This is a genomic window from Embleya sp. NPDC059213 (genome assembly GCF_042754445.1).
Classification (GTDB): domain Bacteria; phylum Actinomycetota; class Actinomycetes; order Streptomycetales; family Streptomycetaceae; genus Embleya.
This window is the reverse complement of the sequence record NZ_JBHZAV010000166.1, coordinates 1-20,251: the sequence shown is the minus strand read 5'-3', so window position 1 is coordinate 20,251 and position 20,251 is coordinate 1. Positions and strand designations below refer to the sequence as shown.

Genomic DNA, 20,251 nt, shown 5'->3' with positions numbered 1-20,251 from the left:
GGGGCGACCGGGGGGCCCCCCCCCCCGCCCCCCCCGGTACTCGGGGATGCGCCGCAGGCCCCCTCGCCCGGCGGCGCACCCCCCATTCGGTCCCGCACCCCGGGATCCCCGGCGCGCACACCCGCGTCCCCACGTGCGGCGCGCATCCCGCAGGACCGACGCCGACCCGACCCCGCGTCGGATCGGCGAGCCGGCGATCAGCCCAGCGCCGCCCGATTCTGCGGCGCCGCCCACTGCTCGGCGGTAGGCAGCGCCGGCGACTCGGGGAACCGACGCAGTCGGATCTCCTCCTGTACCGCGAGGTCGGTGGTCTCGCGGAACTCCGGCCGGCTGTAAAGGTCTCGCGCGTACGCCCACAGGTTGGGGTAGTCCACCAGGGTGCGACCGTCCTGGACGATCGCCGCCCGGTAGGTGCCCGGGAAGCGCAGCAACTTCACCCAGAACCGGATGTCCGAGATGGTCAGCCGATCCCCGAACAGGTAGCGCTTGTCCGCCAGATGCGCGTCCGAGCGCTCCAGCGTGTTGATCGTCTCGCCCTCCTCCGACGTCCACAGACCACCCTTGCGCGCGGCGGTCGCGAAGTCCGTGTCGGTGATGTCGATCGCCTCGCGCAGGTCCTCCGGATACAGGTCCGGCGCGTGTTCGCCGACCAGTTCGGCAAAGCTCGTGGCCAGGTTGTTCGGGATGGCGTCGAACGCGTTCGACACGATGCGATCGCCGGACCCGTCCCACAGGGTCGGTACCGAGATGTGCCCCGCGTACCCGGGCGCCGTCGCCTCGTACGCCTCCCGCAGCAGAGCGAACCCGTTCACCGGATCCGGACCGAACCGCTCCCGGAACGCCCAACCCCGACCGTCGCGTTCCTCGTCCACATACGACGCGCCGACGATCTCGGTGAGACCGCGCGCATGTCGCACGATCGCGGCGATGTGCGCCCACGGGCAGCCGTGCGACAGATACAGGTGATATCGCCCGACCTCCTCGGGGAATTCGGCGTCGCCGATGAGGCCGGTGAACGGATACTGCGGGTCGGTGACCGCGTACGGACCGTACGTGTCGACGTCGACGGGGCTCGCGTAGCCGAGTTGAGTGGTCACTGGGTGGCTCCTGTCACAAGTTCCAGCCGATCGAGAGCCCGATCGGCGGCGGGTCCGATGCCCCGCAGATGATCCAACACACCCCGGACCAACGCGTCGTTGACCCGAAACGCCGGGGCGTCGAACCGAGGCCGGGAGAACCCCGCGCTTCCGGCACCCCCCGCGACGCCGTAGCCGACCGCGAACCGGCCCGGGTGCGCGTCCCCGTGCACGTCGACCACCCGCCGGTCGCCCGCCCGCGTGTTCAGCCGGCCCGTCGCGTCCGGGCACGCCTCGCCGCGCGCGGCCAGCCGGCGCAACAGCGCGTCCCGGGTGCGCTCCAGCGACGGATCCGGCAACCGGGCCTCCACCAGTGCCCGGGCCCGCACCCGAACGTCCGGCAGGCTCGCACTGCTCGCCAGCCAGTCGCCCGCGTCCTCGTCACCGGATATCTCGACGTCCTCGCCGAGAAAACGGATCACCCCGGCCCGGGCCAACGCCAACAACTCCTCCAGACGCGGCCCCGGCGGCCCGCTGGCCAGATAGCTGAAAAAGCCGAGCAGCCGGGCCGGATCGGGCACCGGCTCACCCGCGTCCTGTAGCCGCAACACCACCCCGTACACGCTCAACAGCGCGTGTATGACGGCCAGATCCTGGCTGTACGCGGGATCGTGCCGACGGGTCAGGTCGGCCTCGATGTGCGCGTGCATCCACTCCTGGAGCGGGTCCTCGTCGGCGAACTGCCGCCCCTGCACCGGCCGATCCAACAACGCCCGGTCGAACCGGTCGGCCGGATCCGGCACCGCCCGCGCGATCAACTCGCTCGGGTCGGCCGCCGCCGCGAACCGCGCGTCGAACTCCGCCCATTCCATCGTGGTGCGCTCGCGGTGCGCGGTGAACAGCCGGTGATAGTGCGCACCGGCCAACTCCTTGCCGATCAACGGCCACACATCCGCGCCCACCCGGGCCGCGGCACGCGCCGTCTCCACGGTGAAGTACCTGGGCAGCGGCGGCCGTTCACCCACCCACTCGTAACCGGTCTTGGACCGGTACGGCACCCCGCGGCGCGAGGCCGCCAGCAGCAGCGGCTCCCGCCCCGAAGCCCGGTAGCGCAGCACCCCCGCCGCGTCCCGCTCGAACGTGCCACCACGACCATGGCTCAACCGCACCATCAGGTCCACGAACGCCAACCCGATGCCGCGCACCAGTACCGGCTCGCCCGGACGCAGCGCGTCCAGGTCCAGGTCGGCGGTGTACCCGGTCGGAATGTACGCGAGCCCGTGCCGGCGGGCGAACCTGATCTGCTCGCGTTCCGTCGGCGTGGGTTCGGCGTCCAGATGCCCCTGGGCCAGGATCACCGCATCCACCTGGAGCGCCGGCCGCCGCCCGGCCAACTGCACCCGCTGTCGGCGCGGACCGTCGGTGATGTCCACGACCGTCGTCTGATGCACGATCACCCGCACGTTGGCCGGCGCCCCCTCGACCGCGGTTCGGAAGAACCAGGCCAGATAGGTGCTGAGCAACGGTCGGGACGGAAACGACGTCGGCCCACACGCGGCCAACTCCGCAGCAAACGGCCTCAGTTCATCGGTGCCCTGACCCTCGCGCAACTCGCCGGCGCGGGCTCGGGCCCACTCGGCCAGCGAGGGTCCCGGTCGGATCGGTCCCTTGATCGTGGACACCTCGTCGGTGAACAGCGTGATGTCGGCGGCCAGCGAATTCGCCCACAACAGCGGTGACTGGGCCCGCCGCCAGACCCGACCCGCACCCGGCGGGTAGGGATCGACGACGTGCACGTGCAGCGGACGGTCACCGAGCAACTCGGGCACATTGGCCAACAGGCGTTCGAGGACGGACGCGCCACCGGGTCCCGCGCCGACGATGCAGACGGCGACGGGGCGGAGGCGGCCGGACGGATGGTCGGGCATGGCTCTCCCCTCGTGGGGGTATGGCGAAGAACGCGAACCGCACCCGACGTCCCGATACGCATACGAAAACCGTCACGGATTACGAATACGGGTACGCCGAGGCGTGGTTCGGCAAGTGGGAAGGGCCTTACGCCACAAGGCCGGATGCGCGATCCGAGCGGAAGCTCAGGATTCCCCGGTGCCTGGGACCGAGGGGCGCGGCGGCGAGATCAGCCGCGGGTACGACACAGCCCGCCGGCCACACGACACAGGTCGATGGGGCGGCACGACACGAGGAAGAGGTCGGGGCTCACGACGTCGACGCTACGGAGCCGCCTGACGAGTTGTCAATGTCGAATGGCCACGCGGCGCTTGCCACCCGGCCTCCCCGACACCCGTCCGACACCGGGGGGAAGCACGGATCCCAGGGCTCTGGAACACGTAGTCGTAGACCCGCAACACGGTCAACGACGCCAATCGAACCCGGCCGTCCCGCTCGGGAGACGACGCGGCGTGGCATGCCTCACCGCCAACGAAGTGTCCGAGCAATACCATACGAATACCCCATATCGAACCGTCGCGGTCGTCTTCGAGCAATTGACCGAGTACCGCCCGGCGGGTTAAGTTCCGGAACATCGTGCCGTGGCGCTCCGCCATGGCCCAGCGAGGGGATCCCGGTGGCGCAGTACGCGCGACGCAGCAACGGGGCGGCCATGTCCGCCGCCGGTTGGCTGCTGTCCGCCCGCCTCCACATCGACCTCGGTCGCGTCACCAGCGCCGCCTGTTGTAGCTGACCCAAGCGCGCGGCCCCGCCGCGCCGTCGGCGCTCCCACAATCGGCCCCATCGCCACGCCCCGCCACGCGGCCCCCGGAACCTCGTCGCGGCCCGGCCGGCGCGCCCCGCATCCCACCAAAACGCCCGGCGCAGCCGACCGCGAAGCCAGTGGGAGCGCTCTCCCCGCCGCCGGCCCATCGGCACAGCCGGCCACCTGCGGCAACCCCTACCCACCACCCCGAACCCACCGGCCCTAGCACGTCGCCGCCGACGACACCACCCCTGAACAACCCCTGACTCACCCCTCAATCATTCCGATTTCGCTCCTCGACCACCCCGAACCGACGCCGGCACCACCGGCGCCACCCCGAACCGACGCCGACACGACCGGCACCACCCCGAACCGACACCCGCGCCACCCCGAACCGAGGTATCCCATGGCAACCGTCCTGACCGTATGGGGCAGCCCCTCCGCGACCTCGCGCACCGGCGTCGTCGCCCGCCACGTCGCCGCCCGGTTGGCCGCCGACGGGCACGACGTGTCCACCCTCGCCGTGCGCGACCTGCCCGCCCGGGCCCTCCTGCACGCCGACTTCACCGACCCCGACCTGCGCGCCGCGCTGGCCCGGGTCGCCGACGCCGACGCGCTCGTGATCGCCAGCCCGGTCTACAAGGCTGCCTACAGCGGCGTGCTCAAGACCTTCCTGGACGTGCTCCCGCAGTTCGCGCTGCGCGGCAAGGAGATCCTGCCGGTGCTCACCGGCGGCACCCCCGCACACGTCTTGGCGCTGGACTACGCCCTGCGGCCGGTGTTGACCTCGCTCGGCGCCGACCACGTCGCCCAAGGTTGGTTCGTCCACGAGCGGTTCGTCTCCGTCGAGGCCGCAACCGAGACCCACGGCAGCTCCCCGGCCCAAGGCGGCACCCCGGCCGCCCAAGGCCGCATCGAACCCGAAGGCGTCGCACCCCTGGAGGAACTCGCCGACGCGTTCTCCGCCCGGCTGCGCCGCCCCGCCGCCGTCGCCTGACCCGCACCGGTCGGCGCCCCCGCCCGCCGCCCGGGCCGGGGCCCGACCCACCCGTACGACAAGGGAGTTCGCATGACCACCGGCCATCTCCACCTCGGTGTCGCGCTCGACGGCGCGGGCCGCCACCCCGCCGCGTGGCGCTCGCCGCACGCCCGCCCCGCCGAACTGTTCGATCCGCGCTACTGGGTCGAGCTGGCCCACACCGCCGAACGCGGCCTGCTCGACTTCATCCGACTCGACGACTCGCTCGGCCCACCCTCCGCCCGCCTCCCGGGCCGACTCGACGCGGTGTCGGTGGCCGCGCGGCTGGCCCCGGCGACCGCCTCCATCGGTCTGATCCCGGCCGCGACCACCACCCACACCGAGCCGTTCCACGTATCCACCTCGGTCGCCACTCTGGACCACGTCAGCCGAGGCCGCGCCGGCTGGTGGCCGCTGCCCTCCCGAACCGCCGCCGAGGCCCGCCACTTCGGCCGCAAACCGGTCGCTCCGGCCGGCGAACTCACGGACGAACAAGCCGAGTTCGTCGACGTCGTCGGCCGACTGTGGGACAGCTGGGAGGACGACGCGATCATCCGCGACGTGGCCACGAGCCGGTTCCTGGATCGCGACAAACTGCACTACGTCGACTTCGAGGGCACCTACTTCGACGTCCGCGGCCCCTCCATCACACCGCGCCCGCCCCAGGGCCGGCCGGTGATCGGGATTACCGTGGAGGGCCCCGACACGCTGGAGATCGCCGCCCGCTTCGCCGACGTGCTCTTCGTCGACGCGTCCGGCCCCGACGAGGCCCGCCGACTGCGCGAACGCGCCCACGCGATCGCCGAGGGCAACGACCGCGACCCCGGCGAACTGCGGGTGCTCGCCGAGATCACCGTCCACCTGGCCGCCACCGACGCGGACGCCCGCCGCGAACGCGCCCTCCTCGATGCCCGCTCGGACGTCCCCGTCCCCGGCGGACTCTGCTTCACCGGCACCCCCCAGGCCCTCGCGGACCGCCTCGCCGGCTGGTACGTCGGCGGCGCGGTCGACGGCTTCACGCTGCTCCCGGGCGTGCTGCCGTACGACCTGGACCGCATCGTCGAGGACCTGGCGCCGATCCTGCGCGAACGCGGCCTGATCCGGCCGGCCTACACCGCCGACACCCTGCGCGGACACCTCGGCCTCCCGCTGCCCGCCAACCGCTACGCCCGGACCTGAGGAGAGGTCACCGATGCCCCACCCCAGCAGCCCCCACCCCACCCCCACCCCCCGCGCCCCGCAGTCCCGCGCCCCCCGACACCGCACCCGCATCCACCTCGCCGCGCACTTCCCCGGCGTCAACAGCACCACCGTGTGGAGCGATCCGCGCTCCGGCAGCCAGATCGACTTCGACTCGTTCGAGCACCTCGCGCGCACCGCCGAACGCGGCAAATTCGATTTCTTCTTCCTGGCCGAGGGCCAGCGCCTGCGCGAACACCAGGGCAGAATCTTCGAGTTGGACGTGGCCGGCCGCCCGGACGCACTCACCGTGTTGGCCGCACTGGCCGCGATCACCGACCGGATCGGCCTGGCCGCCACCGCGACCGCCACCTACAACGAGCCGTACGAACTCGCCCGCAAGATCGCCTCGCTCGACCAACTCAGCGCCGGCCGCGCCGCCTGGAACGTGGTTACCTCGCCGGACGCCTGGACCGGGGAGAACTTCCGTCGCGGCGGCTTCCTGCCCCGCGAGGAACGCTACGAACGGGCCATCGAGTTCGTCGAGGCCGCCCGCACGCTGTGGGACAGTTGGGCCCCGGACGCACACGTGGCCGACGCCGAGGGCGGCGTGTTCGCGGCTCCCGGAGCGGGCCGATTCGACTACCGCGGTCGGCACTTCGCCATCGAGGGCCGCTTCACCGTGCCGCGCAGCCCGCAGGACCGGCCGGTGCTGATCCAGGCCGGCGACTCCGAGGACGGCCGCGAGTTCGGCGCCGCACACGCGGACGTGATCTTCTCCCGGCACGGCGAGTACGAGGCGGGCCGGGCCTTCTACGCGGACATGAAGGGCCGCGCGGCCCGACACGGGCGCAGCCCCGACGAGCTGAAGATCCTGCCCGCGGTGACGGCGGTGATCGGCGCCACCGCCGAGGAGGCCCACGACAAGGCCGCGTGGATCCGTCGGCAACAGGTCAGCCCGCAAAACGCCATCCAGTTCGTCGAACAGGTGTGGGGCCGAGACCTGTCCGACCTGGATCCGGACGGCCCGCTCCCGGACTTCGACCCGGTCACCGACGGCACCTCGATCGCCCGAGGCCGGGTCCGCACCGGCGGCGACCCGTTCGAGCTGGCCCGCGCCTGGCGCGAACTCGCGGCGGCCAAGGGCGGGTTGAGCCTGCGCGAGGTGGTGATCGAGGTGGCCGCCCGACAGACCTTCATCGGCACCGCCGAACACGTCGCGGACCGCATGGAGGTACACGTACGCGATGGCGCCGGCGACGGCTTCATCCTGGTACCGCACCTGACCCCCGCCGGCCTGGACGAATTCGTCGACCAAGTGGTGCCGATCCTCCAGGAACGCGGCGTCTTCCGCACCGAATACCAGGGCACCACCCTGCGCGAACACCTGCACCTGCCCGCGCCACGCCCGGCCGGCGCACACCGCACCGACGTGGCGGTGTGAGCACCCGAGCCCTGGACACCCGAGCCCGAAACCTCCGAGCCCGAAACCTCCGAGCCCGAAGAACCCGAACCCGAGCCCGAAACCTCCGAGCCCGGAGCAAGCGAACCCGAAGCCCCCGAGCCCGAAGCCTCCGAGCCCGGGGCGGGCGAACCCGCCCCGACCCGCACCGCCCGCCGCGCCGCCCGGATCAACTCCAGTCGTTGAGCGCGATCGACACACCCGAAGCCGCCGGACCACGACAGTGGCTCCGGTGGTTTCGGGCGATGTGGTCCAGCCGCAGGTTGTGACGGAACGCCGGGATCAGATGCAACCGCCGCGCATACGCCCACAGATGCGGGTGCGCGGCGAGCCGGTGCACGTCCTGGGCGTCCAGATGCCGCTTGTGCACCACGTCCAGGTGCACGAGCGTGGTCCACAGGTGCACGTCCGCCGCGGTGAGCGTGTCACCCAGCAGGAACGGGCGCGCCGCCAGCCGCCGTTCGGCCACCGCCAGGGTCGCCAGCACGGTGCTCATCGCCTCGGCCCGACGCGGGCCCGCCGACGCCCGGCCGGCCCGCTGCGCGGCATCGGTGACGTCCTCCTCGAACAGGGTGTGCAACGCGCACAGTTCCTCGCGCCGCTCGGCCGGATACAACGCGCCGCCGCCGCCGAAACCGGTGGCCAGGTCGCGCAGAATATGCGGCGCGTGGTTGCTGACGATGCGTCCGCTCCACCGATCCCACAACACCGGTACGGTCACCGGCCCGTCGTAGTGGTACTCGGTCGCCTCGTACGCCTCGCGCAGGAACGCGAACCCGCCGTTGGGGTCCAGGCCGTGGCCGTCCCCGTCCCGAAACGCCCAGCCGCGCCCGTCCCGGACCGGATCCACCAGCGAGGTGCCCACCACCTCGCCCAGGCCCGCCAGGTCGCGCGTGATGGCCACGCGCAACGAACGCGGGCAGGCCAGGCACAGGTAGAGGTGATAGCGATTGGCCTCGGCGCGGAAACCGGCGCCGATCCGGCTGCGGAAGCGCTGCATCGGCGGGCGGATGGTCTCCAGGCCCGGCAGCGGCGAACCCGAGTGGCGGACGCGGTAGCGCCCGTGGGTACGGAAGTCGATCGGTCCGGCGGCCTTCGGGGGTGTCGTGGACATACGGGTCTCCCTCGCGCAGGTCATGAGTGTGGCAACGGTCGAGGCGGCACGGCACGGCGTGGTCCGAACCGGATGCGGACGGACCGGTGGCGTGGAACTCAGACCGAGCGACAACTCGCACTGCACACGCGCAGGAAGTCGATGTGTCGGCGAATCAGGAGGTGGACGGCAATCAGGACCCGCGCCCTCGGCAATCCCGGGCGGGGGCCCGCGTGACACACGCAGCCGTCCATGGCTCGGATTATTCGCGCTCCGCACACGTCCCCGCAAGGGGCTCGCACCGATCTCCACCACCCGAGCGCCGCCCCCCACGGCCGCCCCAGCCCCAACCGTCCCGTGCCCCCACACCCACCAACCGGGCGGCCCTCACCGACCGGCACCGCCCGCCCGACCGCGACTTCAGGCGGCCTGCTCCCAGACCCGCGAAGGCAGCGCCGCCCGCAGCGCCGGCGCCACCTGGTCCGCGAACAACTCCAGGACCGCCCGCCGTTCCACCCGATCCAGCCCCTCCGTGCCGATCGCCTGCACCTGATGCCCGTAGGCCGCGTGATAGCGCCCGATCTTGTCCACGATCTGCGCCGGACTACCCACCAAAGCCGGGCCGTTGGCGATGTTGTCCTCCAACGACGTGAACGGCGAACGGTTGTGCTGCGCCGCAGCCGACCCGGCGAACGCGTCGTAGTACGGCCGATACCGTGCCAACGCCTCCTGCGACGTGGGCGCCACATAGCAGCCGCCCGCCCCCGACCCCACCACCGCGTCCGACGGATCGCGCCCGTACGCCGCCCAACGCTCGCGATAGTGGTCGATCAGGTCGGCGTACTTGGCCATCGGATGAAAGCCGTTCGCGGTGAACAACGGATCGCCCCACTTCGCCGCCAACTCGGTCGACGCCCGACTGGTCGCGCTGCCGTGCCAGATCACCGGCGCCCGCCCGTCCGCACGCGGGAACGGCCGCGGATAGGTGGTCACTTCGTGCAACGGACTGCGAAAGCGACCGGACCAGGTGACCCGCTCCTCGCTCCACAATCGGCGCAGCAACTCGAACTTCTCCTCCTGCAACCGCCACTGGTCGTCCTCGGCGAGCCCGAACAGCGGGAAATGCCGCGGATCGTTGCCCTTGCCGACCATCAGATCCAGCCGGCCCCGGGACAACTGGTCCAGCGTCGCGTAGTCCTCGGCGACCCGGACCGGATCCAGCACGCTGATCACGGTCAACGTGGTCAACAGCCGAATCCGCGAGGTGCGCTGCGCGACCGCCGCGAGAATCACCGGCGGCGCCGAGGACAGGAACGGCTCACCGTGCCGCTCGCCCACCCCGAACGCGTCGAAGCCCAACTCCTCGGCCAGCGCCGCCGTCTCGACCAACTCCGCCAACTGCTCGTGCGCCGGCGCCCGCTGCCCGGTGAGCGCGTGCGGGGCGTTGGCGCCCAAGGTGAACACCGCGAACCTCATGACACCGCTCCCAACGGTTGCGGGCGCCGGCGCCCGGGAATGGCCGCGATCAACTCGCGCGTGTACGGATGCGTGGGCGCCGAGAGCACCTGCTCGCAACTGCCCTTCTCGACCAGCCGACCGGCCCGCAACACCCCCACCCGATCGGCGATCTGGCGCACCACCGCCAGATCATGCGAAATGAACAGGTACCCGACCCCCAACTCGTCCTGCAGCCCGCCCAGCAGCTCCAGGATCTGGGCCTGGACCGAGACGTCCAGCGCCGACACCGGCTCGTCGCACACCAACAGATCCGGCTCCAGCGCCAACGCCCGCGCGATCGCCACCCGTTGCCGCTGCCCCCCGGACAACTCGGCCGGCTTGCGCCGCAACACGCCCTCCGGCAAAGCCACCTGGTCGACCAACGCCGCCGCACGGGCCCGCTGCTGCGCCCGGCTGCCGACCCGGTACGCGCGCAGCGGCTCCTCGACGATCTCGGACACCGTGAAGCGCGGATCCAGCGAGGCGTACGGATTCTGGTAGACCAACTGCATGCGTCGGCGCAACGCGCGCAACTCGGCGCGCCCGGGCCGGGTCGCATCGCGTCCCTCGATCAGGATCCGGCCTGCGGTGGGCGCCTCCAGCCCCAGGATCATCCGCACCGTGGTCGACTTCCCCGAACCCGACTCGCCGACCAGCGCGAACGTCTCGCCGCGGCGCACCGTGAACGACACGTCGTCCACCGCGCGCAGCGTGCGCGCACCCTCCTTGGTCCTGGGTAGCGCGAACTCCTTGACCAGCCCGGTCACGGTGAGCAACGGCTCGGCCCGCGGCACCGGTTCGCGCACCGGACGCGGACGCGCCCGACGGCTGGTCAGGCTCGGCGCGGCGGCGATCAACCGCCGGGTGTACGGGTGCTCGGGATCGGTCAGGATGCGCGCTGCCGGCCCCTGCTCGACCACCGTGCCCCCGGACATCACCACCACCCGCCGGGCACGATCGGCGGCCACACCCAGATCGTGGGTGATCAGCAACATCGCGGTGCCGTGCGCGTGGGTGAGCTCGTCGACGTGGTCCAGGATCTGCCGCTGCACGGTGACATCGAGCGCGCTGGTGGGTTCGTCGGCGATCACCAGCCGGGGCCGGCAGGCCAGCGCGATCGCGATCAGCACCCGCTGCCGCATGCCGCCGGACAACTCGTGCGGGAACTGCCGTGCCCGAAGCCCGGGTTCGGACAGACCCGCCTCGCCGAGCGCGGCCACCGCCCGCTCGGCCGCCGCCTTGCCGCTCGCCAGACCGTGCACGATCAGCGCCTCGGCGACCTGATCGCCGATCCGCCGGACCGGATTGAGCGAGACCATCGGATCCTGCGGGATGAACCCGATCGACCGCCCGCGCACCGCACGCAGCTCGCGCTCGCGCAGCGCCAGCAGATCACGCCCCTCGAACAACACCCGCCCCGCGCCCACCCGGCCACCGGACGGCAACAGGCCCACGATCGCATGCGCCGTGGTGCTCTTGCCGGAGCCCGACTCGCCCACCACGGCGACCACTTCACCCGCGCCCACGGTCAGGTCCGCCGAGGTCACCGCGTCCACCGGGCCGTTCGAGGTCCGATAGGACACCCGCAACCCCCGGATCTCCAACAGCGGACCGTCCCCGTCCGCCACCACCGACAGCGGGCCCTCCGCCCGATCCGGGCCCGCCCCGGCCCCGCCCCCGACCTCGGACCCACCCCCCGGCGAGCCCCCGGCGAGTCCCCGCAACGTCTCACTCATCGATCCTGCCCCCGCTCTCCGTCCAAGGCCCGCGAGATTCGGTTCGCGGACAACACCGTCGCCGCGATCACCAGGCCGGGAAATGTGGTCAACCACCACGCCGTGGCCACGAAGTTGCGCCCATCCGCCACCAGCACACCCCACTCCGGCGTCGGCGGCGGCGCCCCGAAACCCAGGAAGCTCAGCGCCGACACCGACAGGATCGCGATGCCGAACTCCAACGCCGCCATCACCAACACCGGCCCGGACGCGTTCGGCAACACATGCCGGGCCAAGATCCCGCCCGACCGCACCCCGCTCGCCCGCGCCGCCTCCACATACACCGACGAACGCACCCGCAACACCTCCGCCCGCATCACCCGGGCAAAGCCCGCGACACTGGCCACCCCCACCGCGATCGCCACCTTGGTGGTGCCGAACCCCAACGCCCCGACCAGCGCCAACGACAACAACAGACGCGGAATCGCCTGCAACACGTCGACCACACGCATCAACACGTCGTCCAGCCACCCCCCGAAGAACCCGGACGCCAACCCGAGCCCCCCGCCCACCACGAGCGCCACCGCCACCGCGACGAACGTCGCCCGCAACGACAACGAACTCGCGTGCACCACCCGGGTGAACAGATCACGCCCGAGCTGATCCGTGCCGAACAGGTGCTCCGCGCTCGGCCCCTGCAACTTGTCCCGCGGCGTGCCCACCAGCGGATCGCCGTCGGTGAACAAGCCCGGGAACAACGCCGCGAGCAACACCAACGCGAACACCACCAGCGACAACAACAACCCGGGCCGGCGCAACACGAACCGCAGATGCCCACGCGCGGCGGGCAACACCTCCGTCGCAAAACCGGCGGCCATCGTCACACCGTCCTTCCCACCCGCGGATCCAGCACCGGATACAGCAGGTCCACCGCCAGCGCGACCACCACGAACACCAGCGCCGCCAGCAACACCACGCCCTGCACCACCGCCACGTCCTGGGTGTCCACGGCGGCGGCCGTCAACCGGCCGATCCCGGCCCGGGAGAACACCGTCTCCACCACCACCGACTCCACCAGCACATTCCCCGACACCACCGCCGCCAGCGTGAGCGCCGGCAACGACGCGTTGCGCAACGCGTGCCGCAGATGGATCCGCACCCGCCCCGCGCCCTTGGCCCGCGCGGTCTCCACATACGGCTCGGCCAACGCGGTGGTCATGCTCTTCGCCAACACCTGCGCGATCATCGCCCCCGCCGGCAACGCCAACGTCAACGCCGGCAACACCAGACTCTCCCAGCCCTCGTTGCCCATCGCCGGCAGCAGCCCCCACTGAAAGGACACCACCTGCACCAGCAACAACCCCACCCAAAAGCCGGGCATCGAGATCCCGATCGCGGGCAACGACAACAACACCTGACGCAGCGCCCGCAGCCGGGTGAACGTCGCGGCCAACGCCACCCCGGCACCCCCGAACACCGCCAGCAGCATCGCCACACCCGTCAACGCCAGCGTCTGCGGCAGCGCGTCCACGATCGTGCGCGCCACCGGCGCCCCGGTCTGCGCCGACGTGCCCAAGTCACCCGTCAGCGCGTCGCCCAGCGCACGCACGTACTGCACATGGACCGGATCGTCGAGCCCGTGCGCACCGCGCACCGCGTCGATCTGCTCCTGGGTGGCGGTGCCCTCCAAACCACCCAGCTTGATCGACAACGAATCACCCGGCAGCAGATACAACACGACGAACGACACGGTGAACGCGGCCCACAACACCACCACCGCCTGCAACGACCGACGCACCAGATAGCCGCGCATCAGCTGCTCACCCAGGTGTCGTGGAACTGCAGGCGCGAGGACGCCTCGAAGCCCAGCCCGTGCACCCGGGGACCGAGCCCGTGCACCTGGGACAACTCGAACAGGGGGATCACATAAGCCCGTTCGGCCACGATCCGCTGCGCCTGGGCGACCTTGGCGTTGCGCTGCGCCGGATCCAGGCTCTGCGCCTGGTCGTCCAGCACGGTGTCCAGCTCGCCGGAGGCGATCTTGAGCCGGTTGACCGTCTTCGTGCTGAACAGCGTGCGCAGGATGTCCGGATCCGAACGCGTGACGTTGTAGTACGCGAAGTCGTAGTCGCCCGCGGCCTGCACCTGGTTCTGTTCACCGGGGGCGAGCTTGCGCAACCGCAGATCCACGCCCACCTTGCGCAGTTCCTGCTGGACCAGCTCCAGGACCGACTGACTGGCGTTGAACAGCGGCGCGAAGATCACATCCACGCTGAGCCGGCGCCCGTCCTTGACCCGCACACCGTCCGAACCGACCTTCCAACCGGCCTCGTCCAACAGCCGCTTGGCGCCCTCCGGGTCGTGGCCCAGTTGCGCCGACAGGTCGACCCAGCCGGGCGTGACCGACGCCAGCGGCGAAGTCGCCGGCCGGTACTTGGGGGTGAGTACGGTCTGCGCCAACTCCGGCCGGTTCACCGCCTTCTGGATCGCCTGCCGGACCGCCTCCTCGGCCAGGATCGGTCGGGACACGTTGGCCTGGAGGTTGAACACGACGCCCGGATTGGGTCGGGTCAGCACCGTGTACCCGGAGGCGAACCGCCCCTCGTCCTGCGGCTGCACGTCGCTGATCGCGTCCACCTGAGCGGACTCCAGGCTGCCCGCGCGCACGCCGGACTCGGGCACGATCTTGAACAGCAACCTGTCCAGATACGCCTCGCCCGGATGGGCGAACAACGAGGATCCCCAGGCGTAGCCGGACCGCTTGGCCAACTCCACGCTCTGGTTCGGCTTGTAGGAGCGCAGCGTGAACGGTCCGGAGCCGACCAGATCGCCCTGGCAGCGCTGCTCGGCGGTCTTGGCCAAGGTGGCGGGGGAGAGCAGCCCCAGCGACATGGTCGAGGTGGCCTGGAGGAACTGGGCGCTGGGCGCGGCGAATTCCACCCGCACGGTGGTCGGGTCGAGCACGGTGGTGCCCCGGTATCCGGTGAGGTAGCTGCCCGCGATGGTGGCCTTGGCACCCAGCGCGACCACCCCGTCCAGGTTGGCCTTGACCGCCGCGCCGTCCAGCGGCGCGCCGTCGGCGAAGGTGACGCCCGGGCGCAGGTGGAAGGTGAACCGGGTGGCCTGCGGGTCCACCTCCCACGAGGTGGCCAGCCACGGCTTTATCTCGCCGGTCCTGCCGTCCTGGTCGGTCAGCGAGTCGACGATCTGGCGGCCCACGTTCAGGCTCGCGTTCGCGCCGAACTGCTGCGGATCCAGGCACGTGGGGTCGGCGGCCAGCGCGAAGGTGAGCGTGCCGCCGGACCGCGGCGGGCCGACCTCGGCCGAGTTCGCCGCCGTGTCGCCGGCGCCGTTGCAGGCGCCGGCCAGCAGCGCGAGGGCCGCCATGGCGGCGCCGGTGCCGGCGGTGCGGCGCAGTCTTCGAGGAGGGGAGGAGGCGGCGAATACCGAAAAGCGCATGTGAATCTCCGGGCATGGCGAATTCACGCGGCGGCGCGCGTGATTTCGGGCAGGAATAACCGTCGATTCGCGGCGCGCACGCGAAGCGTCGCAAGCGACGCGAGTGACGCGGACGACGTGGAAGAAAAGGACGCGTCAGAAAACGCGCCGGCGCGGGACGCGGCGAATCGAGGCAGGAGTCGTGAAACGGCGGGCGGACGGCCGACCGGCGATCACGAGGATCGCCGGCGAGCGTCCGGCGGCGGAGCAGCCCGGTCCGCGGGGATCAGCGGATGCGACAGGCCGAGCTGTGCACGCGGCCGAAATCGACATGCCGGCGGGTACACAGGGGAGTTCGCGGACGGCGCACGGCCGCACCGCAGGGCGCGACGGCCTCGACCCGCCGAGAGGAGACTCCCGGCGGGGAGGCGGTGACCGGCACCACGAGCGTCATGACGTCCTTCGACAACAATGGATCGATATCTGCGACTGCGTGAGCCTATCGAGTCATCCGTCGAGGCAACAAGTGCTTATTCCGCTTTTCGGCCGGGGTCGGCCGGAAATCGCCCTACGGCACGTCCGAGGAATGCCCCGGAAAGACGTGCGCGGACGGATCGACCACGGTCATCGCGTTGTTGACCGCGGTGGCCGCCTCCCCGAATCCGGTGGCGATCAGCTTGACCTTGCCGTCGTAGTCGACGATGTCACCGGCCGCGAAGACCCGGGTCAGGTTGGTGCGCATCGCCTGATTGACCAGGATGTGCCGCTTGCGCTGCTCCAGGCCCCAGTGCGTCATCGGGCCCAGGTCGGCGATGAAGCCCAGCGCGGCCACCACCGCCTGCACCGGGAGGGTACGCACCGCGCCGTCGGCCTTGGCGACCACGTCCGCGGCCCGTACCTGTCCGTCGCCGTGCAGCACGGTGACCTCGGCGGAGGTGATCACCTCGGTGGTCGACTCCAGCACCCGGCGCACGGTGTGCTCGTGCGCGCGGAACTTGTCCCGCCGGTGCACCAGTGTGATCGACTTGGCGATCGGCTCCAGGCTGGTCGCCCAGTCGAAGGCCGAGTCGCCGCCGCCCACGATCAGCACGTCCAGCCCGGCCAGATCGGCCAGGCGCGGTACGAAGTAGCGCACCCCCTCGCCGGTGAACGCGTCGGCGGCGGGCAACGGGCGGGGGCTGAAGGTACCGATCCCGCCACTGATGAGCACCACCTTGGCCCGCACCACCAGGCCGCTCGCGCAGGTGATCGTGACGCCGTCGTCGTCCTGCGCCAACTGCTCGGCGCGATGGCCGAGCAGATAGTTCGGCTCGAACGGCGCGGCCTGCTCGACCAGCGCGTCGACCAGGTCCTGACCCTTGATCGCCGGGAAGCCCGCGACGTCGTAGATCATCTTCTCCGGATACATCGCGGAGATCTGCCCGCCGGGCTCGGGCAGCGAGTCCAGGAGCACGGTGCGCAGGCCCCGAAAGCCCGCGTAGTAGGCGGCGTACAGGCCCGTCGGGCCCGCACCGATGACGAGCAGGTCGGTGTCGACGGTGGAGGACACGCACGCTCCTTCCCGAGCGGGGTTGCCCGGACCCTAGCCCAACGGTGCGCAGGCTTCTTCGAGTTCGTGCCCCGCGTCACACGAACGGAAGCACCGACCCGGCACGAGCTCGCCCAACCACGGGCAAATGTCCGTACGGCGGCGTATGGAAGCGATGGAACTTGTTCTCATCCGGCCCGCCGATCGTTAGGGTCCGGTTCATGGAGAACACCTGCGCGCCGCCCCGCTCGGCCGACGCCCCGGCACGGATCGCGGACGCCAGGGGTTTAGACCACGCCCGGACCCGGCTCCCCGGCCTGCCGACGCGGCCCGGCGACACCCGCGGCGCCCTCGCCCCGACGCGAGAGCGCCCCGCCCGGAGCGCCATCGGGACGACCGGCCGACTCACCCTCGACGGCGCCGCCGAACACGTGTGCGGCAAACTGGCGGCGTTCGCGGAACCGGTCGGCTCCGAAGCCGTCCTGCGGCCCCTCGGTTTCGACCCGGTGCGCGAGCCCGCCGCGTTCGCCGCGGTCGTCCCACCGTCCTGATCCGCTCCGACCCCGTTCGAGTCCCGCACGACCGCGAGGATGCACCATGACCCTGTTCCCCGGCAGGGACACCGACGTCACCACCGCCGTCGCCGCTCTGCTGGCGAAGTGCCGACTGTCGATACCCCGCACCTGGATACTCACGGCGCTCGACTACGCCTGGCACGACGAACGCCCCGTCGTGGTCGTGCGCCACCAACCCGCCACCCATCCGCACCCGGGCGGCCCGCACGCCAGCGTGGTGGTGGACCGCGCGGACGGCACGCTGTTGGGCTGGACCCGGCTGGACGGCCCGCGCCCGGGCCCGCTGCCCGGAACCGAGGAAGCGCACGCCGCCGCCGAGGCGTTCTGGCACAACGTGGACCCGCTGCACGCCGAGGGATTGACCGTGCAGTGGGTCGCGCAACACGACGAGACCATCGGGACCGCGGCCGGCCGGGCCACCTCGGTGAGCGGAATGCGGGTCAACGCGCGTCACATCAACGGGCTCTACACGTGGGCGGTACTCGCCGGGGACCTGTCCGTGCTCACCTACGAGCGCGACGTGCAATGGGACGAACGGGCCGCCCGCCGGCGCACCCAGATGTGGCTGCACGACCGCTGGCGCGCGGCCGTGGACGGCACCGCGCCCGCACCCGGCGCGCCGTACGCCCCCGCCCGACGCTGAAGCCGGATCCGCCGAACGCGCGGAAAATTTCGGCAAGTTCGGCAAAGCCCCAGCTCACGCGGGCCCTTCGGGGCCCGCGTGTGGCATTTCCGGCCTCGGGCGGCATGGTTGGTCCAGACCATTTTGGTACAGACCATTGACCCCTGGTCCAGACCTTTCCTACTCTCACTGGGACCTGCGGTGGGGTGAGCGTCGAATCGTTTCCCCACCGGGAGGTGCCACGTCCCCGTATGTCTGGCCCCACTCGAGGAGCACCCTTGAGCACAGGAACCAAACGACGCACCACCCTGTCCCGGCGCACCCTGGTCGCCATGATGAGTGCACTGCTGCTCCCCCTGGCAGCGATGGTCGGCCTCGCGTCCCCCGCACAGGCCGCCGACACCACCGCCACGTTCGTCAAGACCTCCGACTGGGGCTCCGGCTTCGGCGGGAGCTGGACGATCAAGAACACCGGCACCGCGGCGATCACCTCGTGGACCCTGGAATGGGACTTCCCCGCCGGCACCGCCGCCGGCTCCTTCTGGGACGCCACCGTCACCCGCACGGGCGACCACTACTCCGCCAAGAACGTCGGCTGGAACGGCGCGGTCGGCCCCGGCGCCTCGGTGACCTTCGGCTTCAACGGCACCGGCCCCGGCAACCCGACCGGCTGCAAGATCAACGGCGGCTCGTGCGACGGGGGTCCCACGAACCCCGGTGACAACCCGCCCTCGGCCCCCGGCGCGCCCGTGGCGAGCAACGTCACCGACAACGGCGTCAAGCTGACGTGGACCGCGGCGACCGACGACCACGGCATCAAGAACTACGACGTGCTGCGCGGCGGCAGCAAGATCGCCACCGTCACCACGCCCACCTACACCGACAGCGGCCTGGCCGCCGGCACCGACTACTCCTACAGCGTGGTCGCCCGGGACACCGTCGACCAGACCGGCCCGGCCAGTGCCGCGGTCACCGTGCACACCACCGGCGGCGGAGGCAACGGCGGCAGCGCCGTCAAGCTCGGCTACTTCACCAACTGGGGCATCTACGGCCGCAACTACAACGTGAAGAACATCGTCACGTCCGGCTCGGCCGCCAAGATCACCCACATCAACTACGCCTTCGGCAACGTCCAGGGCGGCAAGTGCACCATCGGCGACTCCTACGCCGACTACGACAAGGCCTTCACCGCGGATCAGAGCGTCAGCGGCGTGGCCGACAACTGGGAGCAGCCGCTGCGCGGCAACTTCAACCAGTTGCGCCAGCTCAAGGCCAAGTACCCCAACATCAAGATCCTGTGGTCGTTCGGCGGCTGGACCTGGTCCGGCGGCTTCGGCCAGGCCGCGGCCAACCCCGCCGCGTTCGCCGAGTCCTGCTACAACCTGGTCGAGGACCCGCGCTGGGCCGACGTGTTCGACGGCATCGACCTGGACTGGGAATACCCCAACGCGTGCGGCCTGACCTGTGACACCAGCGGCGCGGCCTCGATCAAGACGCTGCTCGCGGCCACCCGGGCCAAGTTCGGCGCGAACAACCTGGTCACCGCGGCGATCACCGCCGACGCGTCCTCCGCGGGCAAGATCGACGCGGCCGACTACGGCGGCGCGTCCGCGTCCGTCGACTGGTACAACGTGATGACGTACGACTTCTTCGGCGCCTGGGACGCCAAGGGCCCCACCGCCCCCCACTCGCCGCTGACCTCGTACACCGGCATCCCCAAGGAGGGCTTCAACTCCGCCGACGCGATCGCCAAGCTCAAGACCAAGGGCGTACCGGCGAGCAAGCTCCTGCTCGGCGTCGGCTTCTACGGCCGAGGCTGGACCGGAGTGACCCAGGCCGAACCCGGCGGCACCGCCACCGGCGCGGCCCCGGGCACCTACGAGGCCGGCATCGAGGACTACAAGGTCCTCAAGAGCAGTTGCCCCACCACCGGCACCATCGCCGGCACCGCCTACGCCAAGTGCGGGAGCAACTGGTGGAGCTACGACACCCCGGCCACCGTCACCTCCAAGATGAGCTGGGCCAAGGCGCAGAACCTGCGCGGCGCGTTCTTCTGGGAGTTCAGCGGTGACACCACCAACGGCGAACTCGCGGCCGCGGTCCACAACGGCCTGAGCTAGCCCCAGAAGACGCGGCCACGAACGCGGCCGCCTTCACCGCTTCGTGACCGCAAGGTCGTGGCCGGGCCCACCGGGGTGCCCGGTCACGACACCACGAACGGAACCGTCGTCCACCGGCGCGGACGGCGGCTCCGGCACAGACCGGGCGGGGGGGGGGCCCGGGCCCCCCCCCCCCCCCCCCCCGGGCCCCCGGGCGCCCCCCCCCCCCCCCCCGA

15 protein-coding genes are annotated in these 20,251 nt (G+C 71.3%); 6 read left to right on the top strand and 9 right to left on the bottom strand.

Features of this window, described 5'->3' with window-relative positions; translation table 11 throughout:
- Positions 1-197: 197 nt before the first annotated feature.
- Both ACFXMF_RS37705 and ACFXMF_RS37700 read right to left on the bottom strand, forming a co-directional pair.
- On the bottom strand, positions 198-1,097 hold the full coding sequence (locus ACFXMF_RS37705) for a glutathione S-transferase C-terminal domain-containing protein (protein WP_379987682.1): 900 nt from the start codon (positions 1,095-1,097) through the stop codon (positions 198-200).
- The gene (locus ACFXMF_RS37700) at positions 1,094-3,004 is read right to left on the bottom strand and encodes an FAD/NAD(P)-binding protein (RefSeq protein WP_379987680.1); all 1,911 of its coding nucleotides are present in this window, start codon (positions 3,002-3,004) and stop codon (positions 1,094-1,096) included. The genes ACFXMF_RS37705 and ACFXMF_RS37700 overlap by 4 nt, the downstream gene beginning before the upstream one ends.
- Positions 3,005-4,195: 1,191 nt before the next feature.
- Between ACFXMF_RS37700 and ssuE the strand changes: the two genes are divergently transcribed.
- The 3 genes from ssuE (at position 4,196) to ACFXMF_RS37685 (ending at position 7,430) form a co-directional block, all read left to right on the top strand.
- On the top strand, positions 4,196-4,786 hold the full coding sequence (gene ssuE / locus ACFXMF_RS37695) for an NADPH-dependent FMN reductase (protein ID WP_360306431.1): 591 nt from the start codon (positions 4,196-4,198) through the stop codon (positions 4,784-4,786).
- Between the two features lie 72 nt (positions 4,787-4,858).
- The gene (locus ACFXMF_RS37690) at positions 4,859-5,986 is read left to right on the top strand and encodes an LLM class flavin-dependent oxidoreductase (RefSeq protein ID WP_379987677.1); all 1,128 of its coding nucleotides are present in this window, start codon (positions 4,859-4,861) and stop codon (positions 5,984-5,986) included.
- A gap of 13 nt (positions 5,987-5,999) precedes the next feature.
- Entirely contained in the window at positions 6,000-7,430 is a 1,431-nt protein-coding gene (locus tag ACFXMF_RS37685; RefSeq protein WP_379987675.1) for an NtaA/DmoA family FMN-dependent monooxygenase, read from the top strand.
- Positions 7,431-7,617: 187 nt separating this feature from the next.
- Here the strand turns inward: ACFXMF_RS37685 and ACFXMF_RS37680 are convergent, their stop codons facing one another.
- From ACFXMF_RS37680 to ACFXMF_RS37650, 7 genes are all read right to left on the bottom strand, one after another.
- On the bottom strand, positions 7,618-8,562 hold the full coding sequence (locus ACFXMF_RS37680) for a glutathione S-transferase C-terminal domain-containing protein (protein ID WP_379987673.1): 945 nt from the start codon (positions 8,560-8,562) through the stop codon (positions 7,618-7,620).
- 399 nt (positions 8,563-8,961) lie between these two features.
- Entirely contained in the window at positions 8,962-10,017 is a 1,056-nt protein-coding gene (locus tag ACFXMF_RS37675; RefSeq protein ID WP_360306418.1) for an LLM class flavin-dependent oxidoreductase, read from the bottom strand.
- Positions 10,014-11,774: a dipeptide ABC transporter ATP-binding protein gene (locus ACFXMF_RS37670; protein WP_379987671.1), complete on the bottom strand. Its 1,761-nt coding sequence runs from the start codon at positions 11,772-11,774 to the stop codon at positions 10,014-10,016. The genes ACFXMF_RS37675 and ACFXMF_RS37670 overlap by 4 nt, the downstream gene beginning before the upstream one ends.
- Positions 11,771-12,631 (bottom strand): ABC transporter permease, encoded by an 861-nt coding sequence (locus ACFXMF_RS37665; RefSeq protein ID WP_360306412.1) that lies wholly within the window; start codon positions 12,629-12,631, stop codon positions 11,771-11,773. The genes ACFXMF_RS37670 and ACFXMF_RS37665 overlap by 4 nt, the downstream gene beginning before the upstream one ends.
- Positions 12,632-12,633: 2 nt before the next feature.
- Complete coding sequence (locus ACFXMF_RS37660; RefSeq protein ID WP_360306409.1) at positions 12,634-13,566, bottom strand: ABC transporter permease; 933 nt, start codon at positions 13,564-13,566, stop codon at positions 12,634-12,636.
- Positions 13,566-15,140 (bottom strand): ABC transporter substrate-binding protein, encoded by a 1,575-nt coding sequence (locus ACFXMF_RS37655; protein WP_379987755.1) that lies wholly within the window; start codon positions 15,138-15,140, stop codon positions 13,566-13,568. The genes ACFXMF_RS37660 and ACFXMF_RS37655 overlap by 1 nt, the downstream gene beginning before the upstream one ends.
- A gap of 619 nt (positions 15,141-15,759) precedes the next feature.
- Complete coding sequence (locus ACFXMF_RS37650; protein ID WP_379987668.1) at positions 15,760-16,740, bottom strand: NAD(P)/FAD-dependent oxidoreductase; 981 nt, start codon at positions 16,738-16,740, stop codon at positions 15,760-15,762.
- A gap of 200 nt (positions 16,741-16,940) precedes the next feature.
- Between ACFXMF_RS37650 and ACFXMF_RS37645 the strand changes: the two genes are divergently transcribed.
- The 3 genes from ACFXMF_RS37645 to ACFXMF_RS37635 all read left to right on the top strand — a co-directional run bounded on the left by ACFXMF_RS37645 (position 16,941) and on the right by ACFXMF_RS37635 (position 20,036).
- A complete protein-coding gene (locus ACFXMF_RS37645) occupies positions 16,941-17,270 on the top strand; it encodes a hypothetical protein (protein ID WP_379987666.1) in 330 nt (109 codons plus the stop codon).
- Positions 17,271-17,316: 46 nt separating this feature from the next.
- Positions 17,317-17,937 carry a hypothetical protein gene (locus tag ACFXMF_RS37640; protein WP_360306398.1) on the top strand — a complete coding sequence of 207 codons (621 nt, stop codon included), beginning with the start codon at positions 17,317-17,319 and terminating at the stop codon, positions 17,935-17,937.
- Positions 17,938-18,248: 311 nt separating this feature from the next.
- Positions 18,249-20,036, top strand: coding sequence for a glycoside hydrolase family 18 chitinase (locus ACFXMF_RS37635; protein ID WP_360306473.1), 1,788 nt, complete (start codon positions 18,249-18,251; stop codon positions 20,034-20,036).
- The last annotated feature ends 215 nt before the right edge of the window (positions 20,037-20,251 follow it).

Coding starts and splice junctions, on each gene's coding strand:
- ACFXMF_RS37690 (WP_379987677.1), top strand. CDS start 4,859: ATGACCACCGGCCATCTCCACCTCGGTGTCGCGCTCGACGGCGCGGGC.
- ACFXMF_RS37655 (WP_379987755.1), bottom strand. CDS start 15,140: ATGGCGGCCCTCGCGCTGCTGGCCGGCGCCTGCAACGGCGCCGGCGAC.
- ACFXMF_RS37675 (WP_360306418.1), bottom strand. CDS start 10,017: ATGAGGTTCGCGGTGTTCACCTTGGGCGCCAACGCCCCGCACGCGCTC.
- ACFXMF_RS37670 (WP_379987671.1), bottom strand. CDS start 11,774: ATGAGTGAGACGTTGCGGGGACTCGCCGGGGGCTCGCCGGGGGGTGGG.
- ACFXMF_RS37635 (WP_360306473.1), top strand. CDS start 18,249: ATGATGAGTGCACTGCTGCTCCCCCTGGCAGCGATGGTCGGCCTCGCG.
- ssuE (WP_360306431.1), top strand. CDS start 4,196: ATGGCAACCGTCCTGACCGTATGGGGCAGCCCCTCCGCGACCTCGCGC.
- ACFXMF_RS37645 (WP_379987666.1), top strand. CDS start 16,941: ATGGAGAACACCTGCGCGCCGCCCCGCTCGGCCGACGCCCCGGCACGG.
- ACFXMF_RS37660 (WP_360306409.1), bottom strand. CDS start 13,566: ATGCGCGGCTATCTGGTGCGTCGGTCGTTGCAGGCGGTGGTGGTGTTG.
- ACFXMF_RS37680 (WP_379987673.1), bottom strand. CDS start 8,562: ATGTCCACGACACCCCCGAAGGCCGCCGGACCGATCGACTTCCGTACC.
- ACFXMF_RS37665 (WP_360306412.1), bottom strand. CDS start 12,631: ATGGCCGCCGGTTTTGCGACGGAGGTGTTGCCCGCCGCGCGTGGGCAT.
- ACFXMF_RS37640 (WP_360306398.1), top strand. CDS start 17,317: ATGACCCTGTTCCCCGGCAGGGACACCGACGTCACCACCGCCGTCGCC.
- ACFXMF_RS37685 (WP_379987675.1), top strand. CDS start 6,000: ATGCCCCACCCCAGCAGCCCCCACCCCACCCCCACCCCCCGCGCCCCG.
- ACFXMF_RS37700 (WP_379987680.1), bottom strand. CDS start 3,004: ATGCCCGACCATCCGTCCGGCCGCCTCCGCCCCGTCGCCGTCTGCATC.